Annotated in this window: 18 protein-coding genes; 12 read left to right on the forward strand and 6 right to left on the reverse strand. The window is 70.3% G+C overall.

The features are described 5' to 3' along the window. The first annotated feature begins 6 nt into the window (after positions 1-6). The 3 genes from ACIOEW_RS10100 to ACIOEW_RS10110 all read left to right on the forward strand — a co-directional run bounded on the left by ACIOEW_RS10100 (position 7) and on the right by ACIOEW_RS10110 (position 4,489). Positions 7-1,422 (forward strand): class II fumarate hydratase, encoded by a 1,416-nt coding sequence (locus ACIOEW_RS10100; protein ID WP_401963097.1) that lies wholly within the window; start codon positions 7-9, stop codon positions 1,420-1,422. A gap of 44 nt (positions 1,423-1,466) precedes the next feature. After that, positions 1,467-2,186: a DUF402 domain-containing protein gene (locus ACIOEW_RS10105; RefSeq protein ID WP_362551221.1), complete on the forward strand. Its 720-nt coding sequence runs from the start codon at positions 1,467-1,469 to the stop codon at positions 2,184-2,186. A gap of 386 nt (positions 2,187-2,572) precedes the next feature. Beyond that, positions 2,573-4,489 carry a SpoIIE family protein phosphatase gene (locus ACIOEW_RS10110; RefSeq protein WP_401963099.1) on the forward strand — a complete coding sequence of 639 codons (1,917 nt, stop codon included), beginning with the start codon at positions 2,573-2,575 and terminating at the stop codon, positions 4,487-4,489. 221 nt (positions 4,490-4,710) lie between these two features. Here the strand turns inward: ACIOEW_RS10110 and ACIOEW_RS10115 are convergent, their stop codons facing one another. Next, positions 4,711-7,014 (reverse strand): transglycosylase domain-containing protein, encoded by a 2,304-nt coding sequence (locus ACIOEW_RS10115; RefSeq protein WP_401963101.1) that lies wholly within the window; start codon positions 7,012-7,014, stop codon positions 4,711-4,713. A gap of 222 nt (positions 7,015-7,236) precedes the next feature. On the opposite strand from ACIOEW_RS10115, the gene ACIOEW_RS10120 reads away from it, so the two are divergent. The 5 genes from ACIOEW_RS10120 to ACIOEW_RS10140 all read left to right on the forward strand — a co-directional run bounded on the left by ACIOEW_RS10120 (position 7,237) and on the right by ACIOEW_RS10140 (position 12,193). Then, entirely contained in the window at positions 7,237-8,208 is a 972-nt protein-coding gene (locus ACIOEW_RS10120; protein WP_401963103.1) for an SPFH domain-containing protein, read from the forward strand. Next, positions 8,205-8,453 (forward strand): hypothetical protein, encoded by a 249-nt coding sequence (locus ACIOEW_RS10125; protein WP_327709086.1) that lies wholly within the window; start codon positions 8,205-8,207, stop codon positions 8,451-8,453. The genes ACIOEW_RS10120 and ACIOEW_RS10125 overlap by 4 nt, the downstream gene beginning before the upstream one ends. 139 nt (positions 8,454-8,592) lie before the next feature. Then, positions 8,593-9,117: a PadR family transcriptional regulator gene (locus ACIOEW_RS10130; protein ID WP_350989130.1), complete on the forward strand. Its 525-nt coding sequence runs from the start codon at positions 8,593-8,595 to the stop codon at positions 9,115-9,117. Then, on the forward strand, positions 9,114-9,800 hold the full coding sequence (locus tag ACIOEW_RS10135; RefSeq protein WP_362551234.1) for an ABC transporter ATP-binding protein: 687 nt from the start codon (positions 9,114-9,116) through the stop codon (positions 9,798-9,800). Before ACIOEW_RS10130 ends, ACIOEW_RS10135 begins: the two co-directional genes overlap by 4 nt. Beyond that, on the forward strand, positions 9,797-12,193 hold the full coding sequence (locus tag ACIOEW_RS10140) for an ABC transporter permease (RefSeq protein WP_401963106.1): 2,397 nt from the start codon (positions 9,797-9,799) through the stop codon (positions 12,191-12,193). Before ACIOEW_RS10135 ends, ACIOEW_RS10140 begins: the two co-directional genes overlap by 4 nt. 24 nt (positions 12,194-12,217) lie before the next feature. On the opposite strand, the gene ACIOEW_RS10145 is transcribed toward ACIOEW_RS10140, so the two are convergent. Then, positions 12,218-13,183: a hydrogen peroxide-inducible genes activator gene (locus ACIOEW_RS10145; RefSeq protein WP_401963108.1), complete on the reverse strand. Its 966-nt coding sequence runs from the start codon at positions 13,181-13,183 to the stop codon at positions 12,218-12,220. Positions 13,184-13,315: 132 nt separating this feature from the next. Between ACIOEW_RS10145 and ACIOEW_RS10150 the strand changes: the two genes are divergently transcribed. Then, on the forward strand, positions 13,316-13,870 hold the full coding sequence (locus ACIOEW_RS10150; protein ID WP_123461343.1) for a peroxiredoxin: 555 nt from the start codon (positions 13,316-13,318) through the stop codon (positions 13,868-13,870). 12 nt (positions 13,871-13,882) lie between these two features. Then, positions 13,883-14,416 carry an alkyl hydroperoxide reductase gene (locus tag ACIOEW_RS10155; RefSeq protein WP_401963110.1) on the forward strand — a complete coding sequence of 178 codons (534 nt, stop codon included), beginning with the start codon at positions 13,883-13,885 and terminating at the stop codon, positions 14,414-14,416. Between the two features lie 166 nt (positions 14,417-14,582). On the opposite strand, the gene ACIOEW_RS10160 is transcribed toward ACIOEW_RS10155, so the two are convergent. The 4 genes from ACIOEW_RS10160 to ACIOEW_RS10175 all read right to left on the reverse strand — a co-directional run bounded on the left by ACIOEW_RS10160 (position 14,583) and on the right by ACIOEW_RS10175 (position 19,709). Next, a complete protein-coding gene (locus ACIOEW_RS10160) occupies positions 14,583-16,019 on the reverse strand; it encodes an AI-2E family transporter (protein ID WP_401963112.1) in 1,437 nt (478 codons plus the stop codon). 136 nt (positions 16,020-16,155) lie between these two features. After that, complete coding sequence (locus ACIOEW_RS10165) at positions 16,156-16,863, reverse strand: transglycosylase SLT domain-containing protein (RefSeq protein WP_401963113.1); 708 nt, start codon at positions 16,861-16,863, stop codon at positions 16,156-16,158. 388 nt (positions 16,864-17,251) lie between these two features. Then, the gene (locus ACIOEW_RS10170; protein ID WP_362551248.1) at positions 17,252-18,574 is read right to left on the reverse strand and encodes a PhoH family protein; all 1,323 of its coding nucleotides are present in this window, start codon (positions 18,572-18,574) and stop codon (positions 17,252-17,254) included. A 373-nt stretch (positions 18,575-18,947) separates the two neighbouring features. Then, positions 18,948-19,709 carry an isoprenyl transferase gene (locus tag ACIOEW_RS10175; protein ID WP_401963115.1) on the reverse strand — a complete coding sequence of 254 codons (762 nt, stop codon included), beginning with the start codon at positions 19,707-19,709 and terminating at the stop codon, positions 18,948-18,950. A 195-nt stretch (positions 19,710-19,904) separates the two neighbouring features. Between ACIOEW_RS10175 and mgrA the strand changes: the two genes are divergently transcribed. Continuing rightward, positions 19,905-20,945, forward strand: a complete 1,041-nt coding sequence (gene mgrA, locus ACIOEW_RS10180; protein WP_362551251.1) for an L-glyceraldehyde 3-phosphate reductase — start codon at positions 19,905-19,907, stop codon at positions 20,943-20,945. Positions 20,946-21,383: 438 nt separating this feature from the next. Then, positions 21,384-22,538, forward strand: a complete 1,155-nt coding sequence (locus ACIOEW_RS10185) for a winged helix DNA-binding domain-containing protein (RefSeq protein ID WP_401963116.1) — start codon at positions 21,384-21,386, stop codon at positions 22,536-22,538. The last annotated feature ends 8 nt before the right edge of the window (positions 22,539-22,546 follow it).

Here is a 22,546-nt window from a genome sequence, read left to right on the forward strand (position 1 = left end):
TGAACGATGACGGACGAGGGAAAGACCGCAGCGGCCGGTGACGGCTACCGCATCGAGCACGACTCGATGGGCGAGGTGAAGGTCCCCGCGGACGCCAAGTGGCGGGCCCAGACCCAGCGGGCCGTGGAGAACTTCCCGATCTCCGGACAGCGCCTGGAGCGGGCCCACATCGAGGCCCTGGCCCGCGTGAAGGCGGCCGCGGCCAAGGTGAACGCCGAGCTGAAGGTGCTCGACCCGGAGATCGCCGGGGCCATTCAGGAGGCCGCGGCGGAGGTCGCCGAGGGGCGCTGGGACGCCCACTTCCCGATCGACGTCTTCCAGACCGGCTCCGGCACCTCGTCGAACATGAACACCAACGAGGTCCTGGCCACGCTCGCCACCGAGCGCCTCGGCCGCGAGGTCCACCCCAACGACCACGTCAACGCCTCGCAGTCCTCCAACGACGTCTTCCCCTCCTCCATCCACATCGCCGCGACCGGTGCGGTGACGGGGGAGCTGATCCCGGCCCTGGACCATCTGGCGGCGGCTCTGGAGCGCAAGTCCGCCGAGTTCGCGGAGGTGGTGAAGTCGGGGCGTACGCATCTGATGGACGCCACCCCCGTCACCCTGGGCCAGGAGTTCGGCGGCTACGCCGCCCAGATCCGCTACGGCATCGAGCGGCTGCGCGCCTCGCTCCCCCGCCTCGCCGAGCTGCCGCTGGGCGGCACGGCCGTCGGCACCGGCATCAACACCCCGCCCGGCTTCTCCGCCGCCGTCATCGCCGAGGTCGCCCGCGCCACCGGACTGCCGCTCACCGAGGCCCGGGACCACTTCGAGGCGCAGGGCGCGCGGGACGGGCTCGTCGAGACCTCCGGCCAGCTCCGCACGATCGCGGTCTCCCTCACCAAGATCTCCAACGATCTGCGCTGGATGGCATCGGGTCCGCGCACCGGACTCGCCGAGATCAGCCTCCCCGACCTCCAGCCGGGGTCCTCGATCATGCCGGGCAAGGTGAATCCGGTCATTCCCGAGGCCGTGCTGATGGTCGCCGCCCAGGTGACGGGTAACGACACGACGGTTGCCGTCGCCGGAGCGGCGGGCAACTTCGAGCTGAACGTCATGCTCCCGGTCATCGCGAAGAACCTGCTGGAGTCCGTCCGGCTGCTGGCCAACGTCTCCCGGCTGCTCGCGGACCGTACCGTCGACGGGATCACGGCGAACGTGGAGCGGGCCAGGGAGTACGCGGAGTCCTCACCGTCCGTCGTCACCCCGCTGAACAAGTACATCGGTTACGAGGAGGCCGCGAAGGTCGCCAAGAAGTCCCTGGCCGAGCGCCGGACCATCCGCGAGGTGGTGCTGGCCTCGGGCTATGTCGAGCGCGGCGACCTCACCGTGGAACAGCTCGACGAGGCGCTGGACGTGTTGCGTATGACTCGTCCGTGACGTGCATCGCTGCGGGAGAGGGGTGCGATCTCTAAGATCTCTCCATGACAGGTACCGGAGAGACCGAGCGCTGGGCGCCGGGTGATCAGATCCTGTGGCGCTACCGCGGCAACGGACCGCTGCGGCACGGCCCCGGGCCCGGCCGGACCCCGAACCCCGTACACATCTGCCGCCCCGTCACCGTCGTCCAGGACACCGACGAGCTGCTCGCCGTCTGGGTCGCCCCCGGCACCGAGTGCGTGAAGCCGGTGCTGGCGGACGGCACCGAGGTGCACGCCGAGCCGCTCGCCACCCGGTACACGGCCCCGCGCACCACCGCCCGCTCGCCCTGGCTGGGCAACGGGGTGCTGAAGCTGGCCCGGCCCGGCGAACCGTGGTCCGTCTGGCTGTTCTGGGAACGGGGCTGGGAGTTCCGCAGCTGGTACGTGAACCTGGAGGAACCGCGGACCCGCTGGGCCGGCGGCATCGACTCCGAGGACCACTTCCTCGACATCTCGGTCTACCCGGACCACAGCTGGCTCTGGCGCGACGAGGACGAGTTCGCCCAGGCCCAGCAGGTCGGCCTGATGACCCCGGCCGCCGCCCGGCAGGTCCGTGCGGCGGGGCGGGCGGCGGTCGGGGTGATCCGCGACTGGGGGGCGCCGTTCCGGGACGGCTGGGAGGACTGGCGGCCCGATCCGCACTGGCGGGTGCCCGCGCTGCCCGCCGACTGGGACCGGCCGCCGGATGACCGGTACCGCACCCCCTCCCCCATGCCGTCGTGAGACCCTTGATGCACCCCAGTGGGGCAAACGTAGGATCGTCCCCAGAAGATCAGCGCCGCCCCAACCGACGGGCGCGGCACACGACCTGACCACCAATCACCGAGCCATCGCACACGTTGCACGCTTCATGAATCGCATCAGTCGTACGAGTCGCACGAGTTGCCTGAATCGCATGAGTCACGACGAGGGGGTGGAGACGTGCTCGATGGCCGCCGACCGGACGCCGGAAACGTTGTCAACGACGCCCCGTGCGGACATCCGGTTTCGGCCCCGCGTCCCGGGGCACGAGAGGTCATCCGTTGTGATTGCCGCTCATGCCGGGGCACAGTAGCGCTCCACGAGGTGATTGCCTCATACAACCGGCCCGGACGGACGGAACCCCACGCGTGACGGAGCACCCCACCTCCCACGAAGGCCGGCAGCCTCTCGCCGCCCGGCCGCAGGAACGCACCCGGCCGCGGCAGCGCGACGCCGCCGCGGCGGCCGCACCTGCCACCGCGGCGATCCCGGCCCCGGCCAAGAGCCCCGGCCCGGCCGCGGCCGGCACGGGCCCCGCGGCCGGCCCCGACCCGCAGGCCGCGGCCCGTCGCGAGGGCGACCGGCTGCGCTTCGTGGGGGCCGCGACCAGGCGGATCGCCCGCGGGATAGACCTGGACGAGATCGTTCTGGGGCTGTGCCGGGCCAGTGTGCCGACGTTCTCCGACGCCATACTCGTCTACCTCCGCGACCCCCTGCCGGTCGGCGACGAGCGGCCCGTCAACCCGTTCGTGCTGCGGCTGCGCCGCTCCGACCGGCTGCGGCTGAGCGACGAGGACACCGAGCACCTGTCGGAGACCGAGCGGCTGCGGCTGCCCACCGTCGACCCACAGGCCGACCTGACGCCCGCGTCCGAACTGTGCGAGGTCCTGGCCGGCGGCGCGCTGGCCGAGGTGCTGCGCGGGGTGCGGCCGGTCTTCGGCGACTCCGCCGCGGCCCGGGTCGCGCTGCCTGAGCTGCTCGGCGCGGACCGTACCGTGCCGTCCGGCCACCGGGCGATCCTCGCCCCGCTGCGCGGCCGGCGCCGGGTGATCGGCGCCGCGGTCTTCCTGCGCGGCACCGAGCGACCGCCCTTCGAGGCCAACGACCTGCTGGTCGCGGCCCAGCTGGCGACGCACACCGCGCTCGGCATCGACAAGGCCGTGCTGTACGGCCGCGAGGCGTACATCGCCGACGAGCTCCAGCGCACCATGCTGCCCGACTCGCTCCCGCAGCCCACCGGCGTCCGGCTGGCCTCCCGCTACCTCCCCGCCGCCGAGACCGCCCGGGTCGGCGGCGACTGGTACGACGCCATCCCGCTGCCCGGCAGCCGGGTCGCCCTCGTCGTCGGCGACGTCATGGGCCACTCCATGACCTCCGCCGCGATCATGGGCCAGCTGCGCACCACCGCCCAGACCCTGGCCGGGCTCGACCTCCCGCCGCAGGAGGTCCTGCACCACCTCGACGAGCAGGCCCAGCGGCTCGGCAGCGACCGCATGGCGACCTGCCTGTACGCGGTGTACGACCCGGTCGCGCACCGCATCACCATCGCCAACGCCGGCCACCCGCCGCCCGTCCTGCTCCACCTCGGCGGTCGCGCCGAGGTGCTGAAGGTGCCGCCGGGCGCCCCGATCGGCGTCGGCGGAGTGGACTTCGAGGCCGTCGAGCTGGACGCGCCCGCGGGCGCCACCCTGCTCCTCTACACCGACGGTCTGGTGGAATCGCGACTGCGGGACGTGTGGACGGGTATCGAGCAGCTGCGCGAGCGGCTCGCCGCCACGGCCCGGCTGACCGGCCCCGACCACTCGCCGCCGCTGGAGGCCCTCTGCGACGACGTGCTGGACATGCTCGGCCCTGGCGACCGGGACGACGACATCGCGCTGCTCGCCGCCCGCTTCGACGGGATCGCGCCGAGCGACGTGGCGTACTGGTTCCTGGAACCGGAGGACTCCGCCCCGGGCCGGGCCCGCAGGCTGGCCCGCCGGGCGCTCAGCCGGTGGGGGCTCGACGATCTCTCGGACTCGGTGGAGCTCCTGGTCAGCGAGGTGGTGACCAACGCCGTGCGGTATGCGGAACGGCCGGTGACCCTGCGGCTGCTGCGGACCGACATCCTGCGCTGCGAGGTCGGCGACGACTCCCCGCAGCTGCCCCGGCAGCGCCGGGCGCGGGACATGGACGAGGGCGGCCGCGGTCTGTTCCTGGTGAACCGGCTGGCCCGGCGGTGGGGCGCGACGCGTCTGTCGACCGGCAAGGTGGTCTGGTTCGAGATGCCCACCCGGGGGCAGTGACCGGAGTCCCCGTCACCCCGCGTTCCGTGCCCTCGGAACCCGGACCCGGGGCGGCCTGAAGCCGACGGCTGTCGGCTGTCGGCTGTCGGCTGTCGGCTGTCGGCCGATCCACAGGTGCCGGGAGTCCCACTGTGCGTCCGGAACGCGGAAAACGGGCGGTGTACGAGGACTTCTCCTCGTACACCGCCCGTTTCGGCGACTCGACCGGTCGTGTCAGACGGTCAACGTGTCACGGCGTTGTCGCTGTCCGGCCGGTTGTTGTCCCCCGGGTCCAGCGGGAGTTCGGGGGTGGTGGACGGCCCCGGCTCGGTCGACGGGCCGGTGGGCGGCTCGGTCGTCGGCTCCCCGGTGGGGGTGGCGGGCGGCGTGGTCACCGGCGACTCGGACTCCGCGGGCGGCTCGGTCGTGGGGCCCTCGGTGGTCGGCTCGTCGGAGGGGGTGGTCTCTTCGGAGGGCGACGTGGTCGCGCTCGGCGAACTGGTGTCCGGCGGCGGGGTGACCGCGGCGCCCATGTCGGTGTCGAGCACGAACTTGCTCGGCTCGCCCATGGCCTTCGCGGTGAAGTCCGCCCAGATCTGGGCCGGGAAGCCACCACCGTTGACGCGGCCGCCGCCGCCGGCGCCCTTCAGGGTCACCTGGTCGTTCTTGTGGATCTTCTTGCCGTCGTCGCCGGTACGGGCGAAGGCCGCTTCGCCGAACAGACCGACCGAAGTGACGAGATCGGGCGTGTATCCGGTGAACCAGGCCGACTTGTTGTCGTCCGACGTACCGGTCTTGCCCGCGATCTGCTGGTCGGCGAGTCCCTCGGCGTTGCGCACCGCCGCGTGGGCCGTACCGTCGTCGACCACACCGGTCAGCACGGAGGTCACGGAGTCCGCGGCCTGGCGGCTGATCACCTGGTCGCCGATGGCGTCGGGCATCTGCACCGGGTCCTCGCCCTGGTGCACGGCCGACTTCACGATCTGCGGGGTGACCTTCTTGCCGTGGTTGTCGAGCGTCGCGTAGATGCCGGCCATCTCCATCGGGCTCGCGCCCATGGAGCCGAGCGTCTGCGCGGGCACGGCCGCAAGGCCCTTCACGCCCATGCCCAGCTCGCCCGCGGTCTGCAGCACCTTGTCCATGCCGACGTCCACGCCCATCTGCGCAAAGACGGAGTTGATGGACTTGTTCATCGCCGTCTGGACGGTGACCGAGCCGTAGTTCTGGTCGTCCTCGTTCTCCGGCGCGAAGGCGACGTCGCTGCCCACGACAGGGCGCTCGCTGGTGCCGTCGTAACGCGTGTTGGCGGTGATCTCCTGATCGTCCTGCGTCAACGACTCCTGGTCGAGGGCGGCCGCGAGGATGACCGGCTTGAAGGTGGAGGCGGGCTGGAAGTCGGTACGGGCCGCGTTCGACGTCCAGTGTTCGTTCTGGCCTCGCCCGCCGTACAGGGCGATCACCGCACCGGTCTTCGGATCCACCGAGACGGCACCGGCCTGGACGTCCTGGTCGAGCTTGCGCTTCTTCGTGTCCAGGTTGTCGATCAGCTTCGTCTCGACCGACTTCTCCAGCTGCTGCTGCTTCTTCTTGTCGATGTTGACGGTGATCGTCCAGCCGCCGAGGTCGAACTGCTCACTGCTGAGGCCCGTCTCCTCCAGCACCGCCTTGCGGGCCGCGTCGACGATGTACCCCTTCTGTCCCGCGACCCCGTTCAGCGGCTTGGGGTCCTGCGGAACCGGGAACTTCAGGCCCTGGCGCTTGCCGGCGTCCAGCCACTTCTCCTCGACCATGTTGTCCAGGACGTAGTTCCAGCGCTCCTTGACGAGCGCCTTCCCCTTCGGGCCGGCGACCGCCCAGTCGTACTGGCTGGGCGCCTGGAGCAGGGCGGCGAGGTAGGCGCCCTGGGCGACGTCCAGTTCCTTGGCGTCCTTGCCGTAGTACGCCTGCGCCGCGGCCTGGATGCCGTAGGCCTGCCGGCCGTAGAAGCTGGTGTTGATGTACCCGGCGAGGATCTCCGACTTGCTCCGCTTCTGGTCGACCTTCAGCGAGATGACCAGCTCTTTGAGCTTGCGGGTGACCGTCTGGTCCTGGTCGAGGTAGTAGTTCTTGACGTACTGCTGGGTGATGGTCGAGCCACCCTGCTTGCCCTTGCCGGAAACGGTGTTCAGCAGGCCGCGCGCGGTGCCCTTGAAGTCGACGCCCTGGTCGTCGTAGAAGGACTTGTTCTCGGCGGCGACGAAGGTCATCTGGACCTCCTTGGGCACCTGCGCGAGGTCCACGATCTCCCGGTTGACCTCACCCGTCCTGGCCAGCAGAGTCCCGTCGGAGTACTTGTAGATGTTGCTCTGCAGCTTGGCCTGGGCGTTGCCCTCGGGGACGTCCACGAGCATGTAGAGCACGGCGAAGCCACCCATGCCCAGCAGGCAGACGGTGAAGGTGGCGCCCAGTAGTTTCCGCCAGGTGAAGAGCCTGCGTATGCCGCCGCCGCTCTTCCCGGCCCGTCGCGACCCGCGCCCCTGGGCTCGTCGCGCATCCGCTCGACCCATTGCTGTATTGCTCCCGTTTCTCTGCTCGACCGGATCAGCTCGGACATGCCAGCTAACACCGTTGGCAAGGACAAAAAGCGAGCGATCCCGCATTTTCCGGACGTGACAATCAGCACCCGTTCCCATGGGAACCGACTCACGAGAGGTGCGCAGGGTTGCGAAAACCGTTAATGTGTAATCACATTGCTAGCGAACAGCTAGCCACGCGAAACGGGGGATTCCATGACTGAACCGCTCAACCCGCACACGCCTGCCGGGCCGCAGGCCGACCTCACGCCCGACGCGCCCCAGATGCCGGAACCGCAGGTCCGCGAGACGACGGCGCACAGCATCGCCGGCGGCCTCGGACTCCTGCTGACCGTGATCGGAGTGATCGTCGGCGTCGGTCTCGCCATCCTCGGCGGCGTCATCGGGTCGAACGGGAACAACGGCGTGGGCATCCCGGTGTGCATCCTGGGCGTGCTGCTCGTCATCGCGTCGTTCTTCTGCATGGGCGGTGTGAAGATGGTCGCACCGGGCGAGGCGCGGGTGATCCAGCTCTTCGGCCGGTACGTGGGAACGATCCGCACCGACGGCCTGCGCTGGATCAACCCGCTGACCTCCAGCCGCAAGATCTCCACCCGGGTCCGCAACCACGAGACCGCGGTCCTCAAGGTCAACGACGCCTACGGCAACCCGATCGAGCTCGCCGCGATCGTCGTCTGGAAGGTCGAGGACACCGCGCAGGCCCTCTTCGAGGTCGACGACTTCCTGGAGTTCGTCGCCACCCAGACCGAGGCGGCGGTCCGGCACATCGCGATCGAGTACCCGTACGACGCCCACGAGGAGGGCGGCCTCTCGCTCCGGGGCAACGCCGAGGAGATCACCGAGAAGCTGGCCGTGGAGCTCACGGCGCGGGTTCAGGCGGCAGGCGTACGGATCATCGAGTCCCGCTTCAGCCATCTCGCGTACGCCCCCGAGATCGCCTCCGCGATGCTGCAGCGCCAGCAGGCGGGAGCGGTGGTCGCGGCCCGGCAGCTGATCGTGGAGGGGGCGGTCGGCATGGTCGAAATGGCCCTGACCCGGATCGCCGAGCAGGACATCGTCGAGCTCGACCCCGAGCGGAAGGCAGCCATGGTCAGCAATCTGATGGTGGTGCTGTGCGGCGACCGCGCGGTGCAGCCGGTCCTCAACACGGGCACGCTCTACCAGTGACCGATCAGACCCCGCGGCGCCGTGCGCCGCAGTCCGGGCCGCAGCAGCGCAAGCAGATGCTGCTGCGGCTGGACCCCGCCGTGCACGACGCGCTGGCGCGCTGGGCCTCGGACGAGCTGCGCAGCGCGAACGCGCAGATCGAGTTCCTGCTGCGGCGGGCACTCGCGGAGGCGGGACGCCTGCCCGGCGGCGCGGCCCCGATCCCCCGCCGGGGACGACCGCCGAAGGCGCCGGACCCGGAGTGACCACCGGGGCGCCGCCCCGGCCACCGGTCACCGACCACTGGCCACCGGTCCCTGGTCCCTGATCCCTGGTCACTCAAAGGGATGACCCGCACCAGGCCGGTATACACACCAGGTATACACACCGTGTACAGTCCTCGGTATGTCTATCGGCCACACCCTGCTCGGGCTCCTGGAGTCCGGCCCCCGCCACGGCTACGACCTCAAGCGGACCTTCGACGAGAAGTTCGGGCACGACCGTCCCCTGCACTACGGACAGGTCTACTCGACGATGTCCCGGCTCCTCAAGAACGGCCTCGTCGAGGTCGACGGCGTGGAGACCGACGGTGGTCCTGAGCGCAAGCGTTACGCCATCACCGACGCCGGAATCACCGATGTCGCCACCTGGCTCGCGCAGCCCGAGAAGCCGGAGCCGTACCTCCAGTCGACCCTGTACACCAAGGTCGTCCTGGCCATGCTCACCGGCCGCAGCGCCGCCGACGTGCTGGACACCCAGCGCTCCGAGCACCTGCGCATGATGCGCATCCTCACCGACCGCAAGCGTCAGGGCGACCTCGCCGACCAGCTGATCTGCGACCACGCACTGTTCCATCTCGAAGCCGATCTGCGCTGGCTGGAGCTCACCGCCGCGCGACTCGGCCAGCTCGCGAAGGTGGTGGCCCCGTGATTCCCGCCGGCTCCCTGCTCGCCGCCCATGATCTGCACAAGGCCTACGGGCCGACCCCCGCCCTCGACGGCGCCTCGTTCTCCGTCCACCCCGGCGAGGTCGTCGCCGTGATGGGACCCTCCGGCTCCGGCAAGTCCACCCTGCTGCACTGCCTGGCCGGCATCATCACCCCGGACTCCGGCACCATCACCTACGCCGGACGCGAGCTGTCCACGATGTCCGACGCCGAGCGCAGCGCCCTGCGCCGCAGCGAGTTCGGCTTCGTGTTCCAGTTCGGCCAGCTCGTCCCGGAGCTGACCTGCGTGGAGAACGTCGCCCTGCCGATGCGGCTGAACGGCACCCGCCGCAAGGCCGCCGAACGCACCGCCCTGGAGTGGATGGAGCGCCTGGAGGTCGACGACATCGGCGCCAAGCGTCCCGGCGAGGTGTCCGGAGGCCAGGGCCAGCGCGTCGCCGTGGCCCGCGCCCTCGCCGCTTCCCCGAAGGTGATCTTCGCCGACGAGCCGACGGGCGCCCTGGACTCACTCAACGGCGAGCGCGTCATGCAGCTGCTCACCGACGCGGCCCGCTCCTCCAACGTCGCCGTTGTGCTCGTGACCCACGAAGCCCGCGTCGCCGCCTACTCCGACCGCGACATCACCGTCCGCGACGGCCGGGCCCGCGATCTGGAGCACGCCGTATGACGCTGCTCGACGAGAAGAGGACCCCGGCCGGCCCGGTGCTCCCTCCCGAAGCCCCCTCCCGCACCGCCCCCTGGCTGCGCGATCTCGCACTCGGCATCCGGTTCGCCGCCGGCGGCGGCCGCGAGGGCTGGATCCGCACCCTGCTCACCGCCGTAGGCGTGGGTCTCGGTGTGGCGCTGTTGCTCACCGCTTCCTCCGTGCCCCACATGCTCGACGAGCGGTCGGCCCGGGACCAGGCCCGCTCCGAGACCAGGGTCTCGGACTCCCCCGACGCCTCGGCGGAGAAGTCGGACAGCACGGTCCTGCGGATAGAGGCGAGCACCGAGTACCACGACCGCTCCATCACGGGCTTCCTGATGCGTGCGGACGGCGACCACCCGGTCGTCCCCCCGGGGATCGGCGAACTCCCCGCCCCCGGCGAGATGGTGGTCTCCCCCGCGCTGGAAAAGCTCCTCGCCTCCCCGGCGAACGCACTGCTCAAGGAGCGGCTGCCCTACGAGGTGACCGGCACGATCGCGGACGAAGGGCTGCGCTCACCCGGCGAGCTGTGGTTCTACGCCGGCAGCGACACCCTGACCAGCGCGACGGGCGGCCACCGGATCGCCGGATACGGCAACCCCGGACCGTCCGATCCGCTGCCGCCGATGCTCATCGTGCTGACCATCATGGTCTGTGTGGTGCTGCTGGCCCCCGTGGCCATCTTCATCGCCACCGCCGTACGCTTCGGCGGCGACCGCCGCGACCGCCGGCTCGCCGCCCTGCGCCTGGTCGGTACGGACATCCGGATGACCCGCCGGATCGCGGCCGGTGAGGCACTCTTCGGCTCGGTGCTCGGCCTTCTCATCGGGCTGGCCCTGTTCCTGACGGGGCGGCAGTTCATCGGATACGTCGAGGTCTGGGACTCCAGCGCCTTCCCCTCCGACCTGGCCCCCGACGCCCGGCTGTGCGTCCTGATCGCCCTCGCCGTTCCGCTCACCGCGGTGCTCGTGACCCTGGCGGCGATGCGGTCCGTGGCCATCGAGCCGCTCGGCGTCGTACGCAACGGCCGCAACCGGGGGCGCCGCCTCTGGTGGCGCCTGCTGCTCCCGGTCGCCGGGCTCGCGGTCTTCGGACTCGGCGGCAAGATCGACGAGTACAGCGTTGTCAACCCGTACCCGGTCGCCGGGGGCGCGGTGCTCGTCCTCGTCGGGCTGGCCCTGCTCCTGCCCTGGCTGGTCGAGGCCTGCGTCGGGCGGCTGCGCGGCGGCCCGGTCCCCTGGCAGCTGGCCACCCGCCGGCTCCAGCTGAGCAGCGGGGCCGCCTCCCGCGCGGTCAGCGGCGTCACTGTCGCCGTGGCCGGTGCGGTAGCCCTGCAGATGCTGTTCGCCGCGATGAACGACGACTTCAACAGGATCACCGGCCAGGACACCTCACGCGCCCAGTTCTACGCCCACTCGGAAATCGTCAGGGGCGACGCCGCCGTCCAGACGATCAAGGAGTTCCGGGCCACCAAGGGCGTCACCCAGGTCATCGGCACGGTCGAGGCCTACGCGACCAAGCCGGGAAAGTACACGGACGACGAGATCCAGCCCACCACCTCGTTCACCGTCGGCGACTGCCCGACCCTGCGCGAACTCGCACGGATCACGTCCTGCCGGGACGGCGACACCTTCGTCGTCCACCCCAAGGACAAGGGACAGGCCGGCTGGGTCGACGAGACCGCCCGCAAGGGCAAGGTCCTTGAGTTCGACTCCTACGGCCGGGGCAAGCCGCTGCACTGGACCCTGCCGGCCGATGCCCGGACCGTCGGGAGCCGGACCGATCCGAGCGGCGAGGACCACTGGGGGATCATGGTCACCCCCGGAGCGATCGACGCACGGACCCTGCCCGGAGCCGAGACCGTCTCGCAGATCCGCATCGACGAGAGCGTTCCGGACGCCGCCGAGTACGTACGCAACACGGCGGCCCGGATCGACCCCGGGATGCGCCTGGTCACCATGAACTCGGTCGAGCGCGACCGGCAGTACGCGAGCATCCAGACCGGTCTCCAGGTCGGCGCGACCGCCATCCTGCTGCTGATCGCCGCGTCCATGCTGGTCTCCCAGCTGGAGCAGTTGCGTGAGCGCAGGCGACTGCTGTCGGTCCTGGTCGCCTTCGGCACACGCCGGGTCACGCTCGGCTGGTCGGTGCTGTGGCAGACCGCGATCCCGGTGGTCATCGGGCTCGCGGTGGCGGTGGCCGGCGGCCTCGCCCTCGGCGCCACCCTGTGCTGGATGGTCGGCAAGCAGGTGACCGGCTGGTGGCTGTTCCTGCCGCTGGCGGGCGCGGGCGCCTCGCTCATCCTGCTGGTCACCCTGCTCTCGCTGCCCACGCTGTGGCGCCTGATGCGCCCCGACGGGCTGCGCACCGAGTAGCGCCGCGGCCGGCCGGACCTGTGCTCAGGTCCGGCCGGCCGTCGCCACGCGTACCGGCAGGGCCTCCATCGCCCCGCGCAGCGCCGCCGCGAACTCCTCGAACTCCTCGTGCCGGGCCGCCCCGGTCCGCATCCCCAGCGCCACCCGCCGCGCGGGGGCCGGGTCCGCGAAGTACCCCGTGGTCAACGCGTCGTTGCGGGCGGTCTCGACCGTCACCGCAGTTCGCGGAAGCAGCGTCACCCCGAGCCCTCCGGCCACCAGCTGCGCCAGCGTGGAGAGCCCGGCCGCGGTCGTGGTGACCGGCGCGCCCTCCGTACGCCCCGCCTCACGGCAGATGTCGAGCGCCTGGTCGCGCAGGCAGTGCCCCTCGTCGAGCAGCAGCAACGGCAGCTCCCGCAGCGCCTCGCGCGGGATGTCCTGACGTCCGCCGAGCCAGTGGTCGCGCTCCATGACCAGGACGAAGTCCTCGTCGAAGAGCGGGAGTTCCGTCACACCCGGCACCCCGAGCGGCACCGCGAGCAGCAGCAGGTCGAGCCGTCCCGCGGCCAGCCCCTCCAGCAGCGAGGAGGTCTGCTCCTCGTGCACCTGGAGATCGAGGTCCGGGTAGCGCTCGTGGACCAGCCGCAGCACGGCCGGCAGCAGATACGGGGCGACGGTCGGGATCACACCGAGCCGCAGCACTCCGGTGAACGGCGCCCGGACCGCCTCGGCCTCCTCCATCAGCTCGCCGACGGCGTGCAGGACGGCCCGCGCCCGCACGGCGAGCCGTTCACCGGCGGGCGAGAGCAGCACCTTGCGCGTCGTACGCTCGATGAGCTGGACACCCAGTGCCTCCTCCAGCGCGGACACGGCCCCGGAGAGGGCGGGCTGACTCATCCCGATTGCGGCCGCGGCATCCCGGAAGTGCAGATACTCCGCCACGGCGGCGAAGGCTCGCAGCTGCGAGAGGCTGGGCTGTTTGGGCCGGATGCCCTGATTACTCTGGGCCACTGATAGGCACCTCCGATCATCACGACCGAGTGTAGCTATTTCCGCGATCAATGCACTCTGTGCCAAGGTGGAGACCGTCCAACCCTCAGGAACTCCCCCAAAAAGGGAATTCCTACGCTGCAAGGAGAGCGCGTGCTCACTGTCGGTGACAAGTTCCCCGAGTTCGACCTGACCGCTTGTGTTTCGCTGGAGAGCGGCAAGGAGTTCGAGCAGATCAACCACAAGACCTACGAGGGTCAGTGGAAGATCGTCTTCGCGTGGCCGAAGGACTTCACCTTCGTGTGCCCCACCGAGATCGCCGCGTTCGGCAAGCTGAACGAGGAGTTCGCCGACCGTGACGCGCAGATCCTCGGCTTCTCCGGTGACTCCGAGTTCGTGCACCACGCCTGGCGCAAGGACCACCCGGACCTGACCGACCTGCCCTTCCCGATGCTGGCCGACTCGAAGCACGAGCTCATGCGTGACCTCGGCATCGAGGGCGAGGACGGCTTCGCGCAGCGCGCCGTCTTCATCGTCGACCAGAACAACGAGATCCAGTTCACGATGGTGACCGCCGGTTCCGTGGGCCGTAACCCCAAGGAGGTCCTGCGGGTCCTCGACGCCCTGCAGACCGACGAGCTGTGCCCGTGCAACTGGACCAAGGGCGAGACCACCCTGGACCCGGTCGCGCTCCTCTCGGGCGAGTGAGCTGACACCGACATGGCACTCGACGAACTGAAGGCCGCCGTTCCGGACTTCGCCAAGGACCTGAAGCTGAACCTCGGCTCGGTCATCGGCAACAGCGAGCTCCCGCAGCAGCAGCTGTGGGGCACCGTCCTCGCCTGCGCGATCGCCTCGCGCTCGCCGAAGGTGCTGCGCGAGCTGGAGCCGGAGGCGAAGGCCAACCTCTCCGCGGAGGCGTACACCGCCGCGAAGTCGGCCGCCGCCATCATGGCGATGAACAACGTGTTCTACCGGACCCGGCACCTGCTGTCGGACCCCGAGTACGGCAACCTCCGGGCCGGCCTGCGGATGAACGTGATCGGCAAGCCGGGCGTGGATAAGGTCGACTTCGAGCTGTGGTCGCTCGCCGTCTCCGCGATCAACGGCTGCGGCCAGTGCCTGGACTCCCACGAGCAGGTGCTGCGCAAGGCCGGCGTGGACCGTGAGACCATTCAGGAAGCCGTCAAGATTGCCTCGGTGATCCAGGCGGTCGGTGTGACCCTCGAGGCCGAGGCCGTCCTCGCCGAGTAGCACCCGCAGTACCCCTGATACGAGAAGGGCCCCGAGGACGACCGACCGTCCGAGGGGCCCTTCTTCTGTGTCCGGACCTTCGAGAGGCCCTTCCTTGTGTCCGGGCCTTCCACGGGCCCTGCCTCCGAGTCCGGGCCCTCCCCGGGCCCGTCCGCCGAGTCCGCCCCTATGTCTCCGAGCGGAGCGCCTTCGGTGCGTCCGCCGCCGGCTCCTCGTCGCTGCCGTCGTCGAACTCCTCCGGAGGCGAGCCGGGAGCGGGCTTCGGTGCCGCGTCCAGTGAGGTCGAGCCGTGCGGCGGTGGCGAGTGGCGGCGGGACTCCTCCTGCCCGTACGTCCGCAGATAGCCGACCACCGTATTGGTCACCGCCACGAGCGGCACCGCGACGACGGCGCCCCCGATGCCGGCGATCATGCCGCCCGCGGCGACCGAGAGGACCACGGCCAGCGGATGCACGCGCACCGCGCGGCCCAGGATGAACGGCTGCAGGATGTGGCCCTCGATCTGCTGCACCGCGAGCACCACGGCCAGCACCATCAGCGCCGTGAACACACCCTGGGTGACGAGGGCGACGACCACCGCCAGTGCCCCGGAGACGACCGCCCCGACGAGCGGGATGAAGGCGAACAGGAAGATGAAGACGGCCAGCGGCACCGCCATCGGCACGTCGAGGAAGAAGATTCCGAGGCCGATGAAGATGGCGTCGATCAGGGCGACTATCACCGTGCCCCGCACATAGGCGGTCAGCGTCCGCCAGGCGCGCGGGCCGGCACCGGCGACACCCGGCCGGGCCTGGGCGGGCACGAGCCTGAGCACCCAGTGCCAGATGCGCTTTCCGTCGTACAGCAGGAAGAGCGTGGAGAACATCGCCAGCAGCATCCCGGTGAGGAGCTCCACCATCACGGTGACGCCCTGCAGTCCGGCGGAGGTGATCGCCTCCGTGTTGGTGCCGACGGTGTCGCTGAGGTTCTTCGCTATGTCGTTGATCTGTTTGTCTGTCACATGGAACGGGCTGTCCAGCAGCCAGTTCTTCAGGTCGTCGATTCCCGTCCGCACCTTGTCGGAGAGGGTGTCGATGTTGTCCATGACCTGCCAGACCACGAACCAGCCGACCAGACCCATGATGACGAAGCCCAGGATCGCCGTGACCGCGGTGGCCAGTCCGCGTGGCAGCCCGTACCGCTTCAGCCGGGCGACGGTCGGCTGGAGCATCGCGGTGACGAGCAGCGCGGCGACGAACGCCAGCACCACCAGCTGGACAGCGCTGATGACCCGCATGAGCACCCAGAGGGTGCCGGCGAGCACCAGCAGGCGCCAGCCCGCCTCGGCCGCGACCCGCATCCCCCAGGGGATGGCCGCGACCGGATCGGGACGTGCGGAGACGGAGGGGGCGTACGCGGGCGGCGGCGGCACATGGTCGGCCGCGGCCGCGGTCTTGGCGCTCCCGGCCTCCGGCGCGCGCCCGGCGGCCGTTGTCACCGGCGCCCCCTCGTGCGCGACGTCGTCGTCCTCGGCCGCCGCTTCGGCCCGCCGTTCGTCCAGGCGCTCTCCCAGCCTGGTCAGTTCAGCACCCAGTTGTCCGAGCCACCCCGGCAGTTTCGACATAACGGTTCCTCTACCCCCGTCCGCTCTCCCCACCGCTCCCCCCGGGAACGGCTCCGCCCGACCGTACACGCGCGAAGCCCCTCACCGTATGACGGTGAGGGGCTTCGTGAGGTTGAGACCTGAACCTCGGAAGGTTCTAGTACCAGTGGTTGGCCTGCCAGAAGGACCAGGCGGCGCACGGGCTGCCGTAGCGGCCGCTGTTCATGTAGTTGAGGCCCCACTTGATCTGCGTGGCCGGGTTGGTCATCCAGTCGGCTCCGGCCGAGGACATCTTCGAGCCGGGGAGCGCCTGGACGAGACCGTAGGCGCCGGAGGACGGGTTGCTCGCCCGGTAGTTCCAGCTCGACTCGACGTTCACAATGTTGCTGAAGCACTGGAACTGGTCGGCGGGCACCATCTGCCGTGCGATCGCCTGGACCTCGGCAACGCTGTACGAGCCCTGGGTGGCGAACGCGGAGGCGCTGCGCACCTCGGAGCGGCTGGCACGCTCGGCAGCGTCCTTCTTCTCCTGACGCTCCTTCTCCAGCCTGTCCTCGGCCGCCGCCTTCTTGGACTTGGCGTCCTTGGCGGCCTGCACACGGGCTGATTCCTCGGCGGACTTCTTCGCCGACGCGTCGGCCGCGGACGCCTGGGCGTCGGCCTGCTGCGTCAGCGATACGGTCTGCACCTGGGCCTGCTGGCCCGCGGGGATGTCTGCGAGCAGCGTGGTGTCGGCTGCGGTCGCCTCGAAGTTGTTGTCATCAGCAGCGGGAGTGCTGCCTGCTGCAACGCCTACGACGGCGCCAACGGTGGTTACCGCTGTGGCAGATGCCACGGCGAACCCCCGGACCGAGATCCGGCTCACACGGTGTCCTTCCAGCATCGCCCGCTTAGGTGACCTCGCGGGCGCAATCGTGCCCCTGACACTGGCCTCCCTACTGCTTGGGTCACGGGAGGCACGGGCCCGGTGGGCGACTCCCGAGGGAGTGCCGCGTGGTGCTCGCGGGCGGCATACGGACGGCGGCTGTTGAGTTGTGTGGTGCGTGGCACCTCTGGAGGTGCCGGTGTGCCGTATGCGGGGCCTGACGGAAGCAAGACTCTGCCGGAACGGGACACCGGGAAGCAATTCTCTGTTGCGTGGGAAAGCTCACACCTCGTTTGGAGCAAGTGAATTACGGAAATGGCGCCGCAACACGATGCCGCCCGGCTAAGCTCCTTGGCTCGCCGGGCGGCATCAACTGCCCCAATCCGTATTAGATCTGGCCTTCCTCCAGCATTTCGGTCACCAGTGCGGCGATGCGGGAGCGCTCCGAACGCGTGAGCGTCACATGCGCGAAGAGCGGGTGTCCCTTCAGCTTCTCGACCACGGCGACCACTCCGTCGTACCGGCCGACCCGGAGGTTGTCCCGCTGGGCCACGTCATGTGTGAGCACCACGCGGGAATTCGACCCGATCCGGGACAACACGGTCAGCAGGACGTTCCGTTCGAGCGACTGGGCCTCGTCGACGATCACGAAGGCGTCATGGAGGGACCGGCCCCTGATGTGGGTGAGCGGCAGGATCTCCAGCATGCCGCGCCCCAGCACCTCCTCGATCACCTCGCGGCCGGAGACCGCCGAGAGGGTGTCGAAGACGGCCTGGGCCCAGGGGCTCATCTTCTCGGCCTCGCTGCCGGGGAGATAGCCGAGCTCCTGCCCGCCCACCGCGTACAGCGGACGGAAGACCATCACCTTCTTGTGCTGCCCGCGCTCCAGCACCGCTTCGAGACCCGCGCAGAGCGCCAGCGCCGACTTGCCGGTGCCGGCCCGGCCGCCGAGCGACACGATGCCGACGTCCTGGTCCAGGAGCAGGTCCAGGGCGATGCGCTGCTCGGCGCTGCGCCCGTGGATACCGAAGGCCTCCCGTTCGCCACGGACGAGCCGGACACTGCCCTCGGGTGTCACCCGGCCGAGCGCCTTGCCCCGTTCGGACTGGAGGACCAGGCCGGTGTGCACGGGCAGCTCGGCGGCCTCGGGGACGTACAGCGTCTCCTCGGTGAAGAGCAGGTCCACCTGTTCGGCGGATAGGGATAGTTCGGACATCCCGGTCCAGCCGGAGTCGGTGATGGCGAGTTCCGCCCGGTACTCCTCGGCGAGGAGGCCGACCGATGACGCCTTGATGCGCAGCGGCAGGTCCTTGGAGACGACCGTGACGTCGTACCCCTCGGCCTGGAGATTGCGTGCGACCGCGAGAATCCGTGAGTCGTTGTCCCCCAACCGGTAGCCGGCGGGAAGGACGCCGGGATCGGAGTGGTTGAGTTCGACACGGAGCGTCCCGCCCAGATCCCCGAGGGGGATCGGGGCATCCAGCCGGCCGTACCGGACCCGGAAGTCGTCCAGCAGGCGCAGGGCCTGCCGGGCGAAGTACCCGAGCTCGGGATGGTGCCGTTTGGCCTCCAGTTCCGTGACCACGACGATCGGGAGCACGACTTCGTGCTCGTCGAACCGGGCCATGGCGTTCGGATCGGCCAGCAGGACGCTGGTGTCGAGAACATAGGTGCGCCTGTCGGGCATGCGGCGCTTTGTGCTGGTCACCACGGAAGGACGTACCCCCTCGGACGAGGTTGGGGTGCGACGGCGTCGCGGAGCATCCCAATGGGAGAGGACGGGCCGGGCTCCGGCCACCTTGCGCGGGCCGAGCGCCGGCCCTCCGCGTCGGCCGCACTGTATGTACGGTCCTTCGTGTGCAAAGGGCCTCCCGGGCGAGCGGACTCCATGCCGCTCACTTGGACACGACGTCCGCCTGGTTGGTGACCGGACGTCGACCTGTCAGGGGTATGCCCTCGAACACGCCAAGCCATGCCGACCTGGCCGGTTCCGGTCGAAGCCGTCGGCCGGGTGGCCTCCCGGCGTGAGGCCACGAGCCCTGCCTGATCCGAACGAAAGGCCCTGAGGGATCAGGGGACAGCCCTCAGCCGCCGTAGCGGCGATGGCGGGCCGCGTAGTCGCGCAGGGCCCGCAGGAAGTCGACGCGGCGGAACGCCGGCCAGAAGACCTCGCAGAAGTAGTACTCGGAGTGCGCGCTCTGCCAGAGCATGAAGCCCGACAGCCGCTGCTCGCCGCTGGTACGGATCACGAGGTCGGGGTCCGGCTGCCCCCGGGTGTAGAGGTGCTCGGAGATCAGGTCGGTGGAGACGATCTCCGCCAGGTCCTCGAAGGAGGTGCCCTTCTCGGAGTGGTCCAGCAGCAGGGAGCGCACCGCGTCCGCGATCTCCTGGCGCCCGCCGTAGCCGACGGCGACGTTCACCAGTATTCCGTCGACCCCGACCGTGGCCTGTTCGGCCTCCTTGAGGACCGTCTGGGTGTGCGCGGGCAGCAGGTCGAGCGTGCCGACGTGGTGGACGCGCCAGCGCCCGTCCTCCACCAGGTCGCGCACGGTGTTCTCGATGATGCCGAGGAGCGGGATGAGCTCGGACTCGGGCCGGTCGAAGTTGTCCGTGGAGAGCATCCAGAGCGTGACGACCTCGACATCGGTCTCACTGCACCAGCCGAGCAGCTCCTTGATCTTGTCCGCACCGGCCTGGTGCCCCTGCGCGGCGGTGCCGCCGGACGCCTTCGCCCAGCGCCGGTTTCCGTCGAGGATGACGCCGATGTGCTTGGGCACCTGGGCGTGATCGAGGCGGGCCTCCACCCGGCGTGCGTAGAGCCCGTACACCAGGTCGCGCAAGTTCACTGAGTCCACCTCTCGGTTCCGTGCGGGCACGCCCGCCCCTTTGCCCGGGGTCCGGGATCGTCCACCTGGGGATCGCCGCACCGGAAGGGGGCGATCGCCCCGCCGTGCCGTGCAGTCCCGAAGCCGCCACATTACTGCGCAGGCGGCGCACCGGCCCAACCCGGCCTGTCACAAGTCCGTGATAAGGAGGGAAACGTGACTGATTCCTCTTCCTCCTACCGGGCCGCCGCCTCGCGCTACGACTCCATGGAGTACCGCCGCACCGGCCGCAGCGGCCTCAAGCTCCCGGCCGTCTCGCTCGGCCTCTGGCACAACTTCGGCGACGACCGCACACTCGACTCGCAGCGCGCCATCCTGCGCCGCGCCTTCGACCTCGGCGTGACCCATTTCGACCTGGCCAACAACTACGGCCCGCCCCCCGGCTCCGCCGAGCTCAACTTCGGGAAGATCTTCGGACAGGACTTCACCCCCTACCGCGACGAGCTGATCATCTCCACCAAGGCGGGGTACGACATGCACCCCGGCCCGTACGGCGAGTGGGGCTCGCGCAAGTACCTGCTGTCGTCGCTCGACGCCTCGCTGAAGCGGATGGGGCTCGACTACGTCGACATCTTCTACTCGCACCGCTTCGACCCGGACACTCCGCTGGAGGAGACGATGGGGGCGCTGGCCTCCGCCGTCCGGCAGGGCAAGGCGCTGTACGTGGGGGTGTCCTCGTACAACTCCGCGCAGACCGCCGAGGCGGCCCGGCTGCTGAAGGAGATGGGCGTGCCGGCTCTGATCCACCAGCCGTCCTACTCGATGATCAACCGCTGGACCGAGGACGACGGGCTGCTGGACACCCTGGAGACGGCCGGCATGGGCTGCATCTCCTTCGTGCCGCTCGCCCAGGGGCTGCTGACCGGCAAGTACCTGAAGGGCATCCCCGAGGGTTCGCGTGCCACGCAGGGCAAGTCCCTCAACCCGGACCTGCTCTCCGACGAGGTGGTCCGCCGGCTGAACGGGCTGAACGACATCGCGCGCCGCCGCGGCCAGTCGCTCGCCCAGCTGGCCATCGCCTGGGTGCTGCGCGACAGCCGTATGACGTCGGCTCTGATCGGCGCGTCGAGCGTGGGGCAGCTGGAGGAGAACGTCGCGGCACTGGCCGGACCGACGCTGTCGGCCGAAGAGCTGAAGGAGATCGACACCTTCGCCGTGGACACCGCGGGCACCAATATCTGGGCCGGACGGGCCTGAACGGACTGCCGGGCTCACGACCGCGCCTGCGGTACGGACCCGGTGGTACGGGCCCTGCGGTACCGGGGCACAAAAAAACGGGCCGGTCCGTGGGGGGGGGTTACGGACCGGCCCGAGGGGGGGTTTCCACCATAACCCTTCGTAAGTGCTGCTGCGTGCCACGCCACCAAATAATTACTCTCCGAGAGTGACGGACTCCGCTACGGGCACGGAATCCGGTGCTCCACAGGCCCCGGAGCTGCACGAACGTCCGGCGGCACCGCCTTGACGCCGAATGCGCCCGCAGGACGTGCACAGGATGTGCACATTCCGGTCGCGGGTGGCGGCGCCCCGCGGCCCCGAGTCCTCGGTCGAGGGCCTCCGGCTGCACGCGGAGGCCGCGTGCGGGGCCGGCCATGAGGACAGGATCTGACCTGATGGGCCGGTAGCTTTCGATACATGACGACGCGAAGCGCGACCGCGACCTGGGCCGGAGCGAACACCCGCCGGATGGAGCGCCAGGGCCTGACGGACCCGCTTGCCGCCGCCCCGGCAACGGTGGTCGAGTCGATGCCCGCCGCGCACGCGCAGGTCCTGTCCGCCGCCGAGCTCTCCGTGGGGCTGCGGAGCCGGGACCTGACCCGTGCCGATGTACGCAAGGCCCTGTGGTCGGACCGGGCCCTGATCAAGACGTTCGGGCCGCGCGGCACGGTCCACCTGGTGTCCGCGGCCGAACTGCCGCTGTGGACCGGAGCGTTGTCCGCACTGCCGGTGGGCCGCAACACCCAGCCGGAAGGGGTGCGGATGACCCCGGAGCAGACCGAGCAGGTGCTCGCCGCGATCGCCGACGCCCTGACCGGCGCGGAGCTGACCGTCGACGAGCTCACGGAGGCGGTCATCGCCCGCGCCGGGGCCTGGGCCGGCGAGCCGGTGGTGCCCGCCTTCCAGACCCTGTGGCCGCGCTGGCGGCAGGTGACACACCTGGCGTCCCACCGCGGACTCCTCTGCTTCGGCCAGGACCGCGGCCGCAAGGTCACGTACACCCGCCCGGACGTCACCCCGCTCGACGGACCGAAGGCGCTCGCCGCACTCGTCGGCCGCTATCTGTACGCGTACGGCCCCGCAACCCCGCAGGACTTCGCCAAATGGCTGGCCTCCCCCGCACGTTGGGCAGCCGACCTGTTCGCGGGGCTGGCGGCTGACGGGGAGATCGAAGAGGTGGTGCACGAGGACGGCAGCCCGGCCTGGGTGGCGGCCGGCGACACCGCCTTCCCCTCGCAGCCGGTGCGCGGGGTGCGGCTGCTCCCCTACTTCGACGCGTTCGTCATCGCGTCCCAGCCCCGCGAGAAGCTCTTCCCGGGCGCGGCCTCCACCCGGGCGCTGGCGGGCGGTCAGGCGGGGAACTTCCCGGTGCTGCTGGTCGACGGCACCGTGGCGGGGGTGTGGCACCAGCGCCGCTCGGGCCGGCGGATCGCGGTGACGGTGGAGCCGCTGTCCCCGCTGACTGCCGGACAGCTCCGGGAGCTGGAGCAGCAGGTGGAGCGGGTGGGTGAGGTGATGGAGGGAAAGCCGGAGCTGACCGTGGGAAAGGTGACGGTCGGCGGGCACGCGTAGGGTGCGGC

The organism is Streptomyces sp. NPDC087901, assembly GCF_044742205.1.
Classification (GTDB): domain Bacteria; phylum Actinomycetota; class Actinomycetes; order Streptomycetales; family Streptomycetaceae; genus Streptomyces.

Coding starts and splice junctions, on each gene's coding strand:
- ACIOEW_RS10100 (WP_401963097.1), top strand. CDS start 7: ATGACGGACGAGGGAAAGACCGCAGCGGCCGGTGACGGCTACCGCATC.
- ACIOEW_RS10105 (WP_362551221.1), top strand. CDS start 1,467: ATGACAGGTACCGGAGAGACCGAGCGCTGGGCGCCGGGTGATCAGATC.
- ACIOEW_RS10115 (WP_401963101.1), bottom strand. CDS start 7,014: ATGGGTCGAGCGGATGCGCGACGAGCCCAGGGGCGCGGGTCGCGACGG.
- ACIOEW_RS10120 (WP_401963103.1), top strand. CDS start 7,237: ATGACTGAACCGCTCAACCCGCACACGCCTGCCGGGCCGCAGGCCGAC.
- ACIOEW_RS10130 (WP_350989130.1), top strand. CDS start 8,593: ATGTCTATCGGCCACACCCTGCTCGGGCTCCTGGAGTCCGGCCCCCGC.
- ACIOEW_RS10140 (WP_401963106.1), top strand. CDS start 9,797: ATGACGCTGCTCGACGAGAAGAGGACCCCGGCCGGCCCGGTGCTCCCT.
- ACIOEW_RS10155 (WP_401963110.1), top strand. CDS start 13,883: ATGGCACTCGACGAACTGAAGGCCGCCGTTCCGGACTTCGCCAAGGAC.
- ACIOEW_RS10160 (WP_401963112.1), bottom strand. CDS start 16,019: ATGTCGAAACTGCCGGGGTGGCTCGGACAACTGGGTGCTGAACTGACC.
- ACIOEW_RS10185 (WP_401963116.1), top strand. CDS start 21,384: ATGACGACGCGAAGCGCGACCGCGACCTGGGCCGGAGCGAACACCCGC.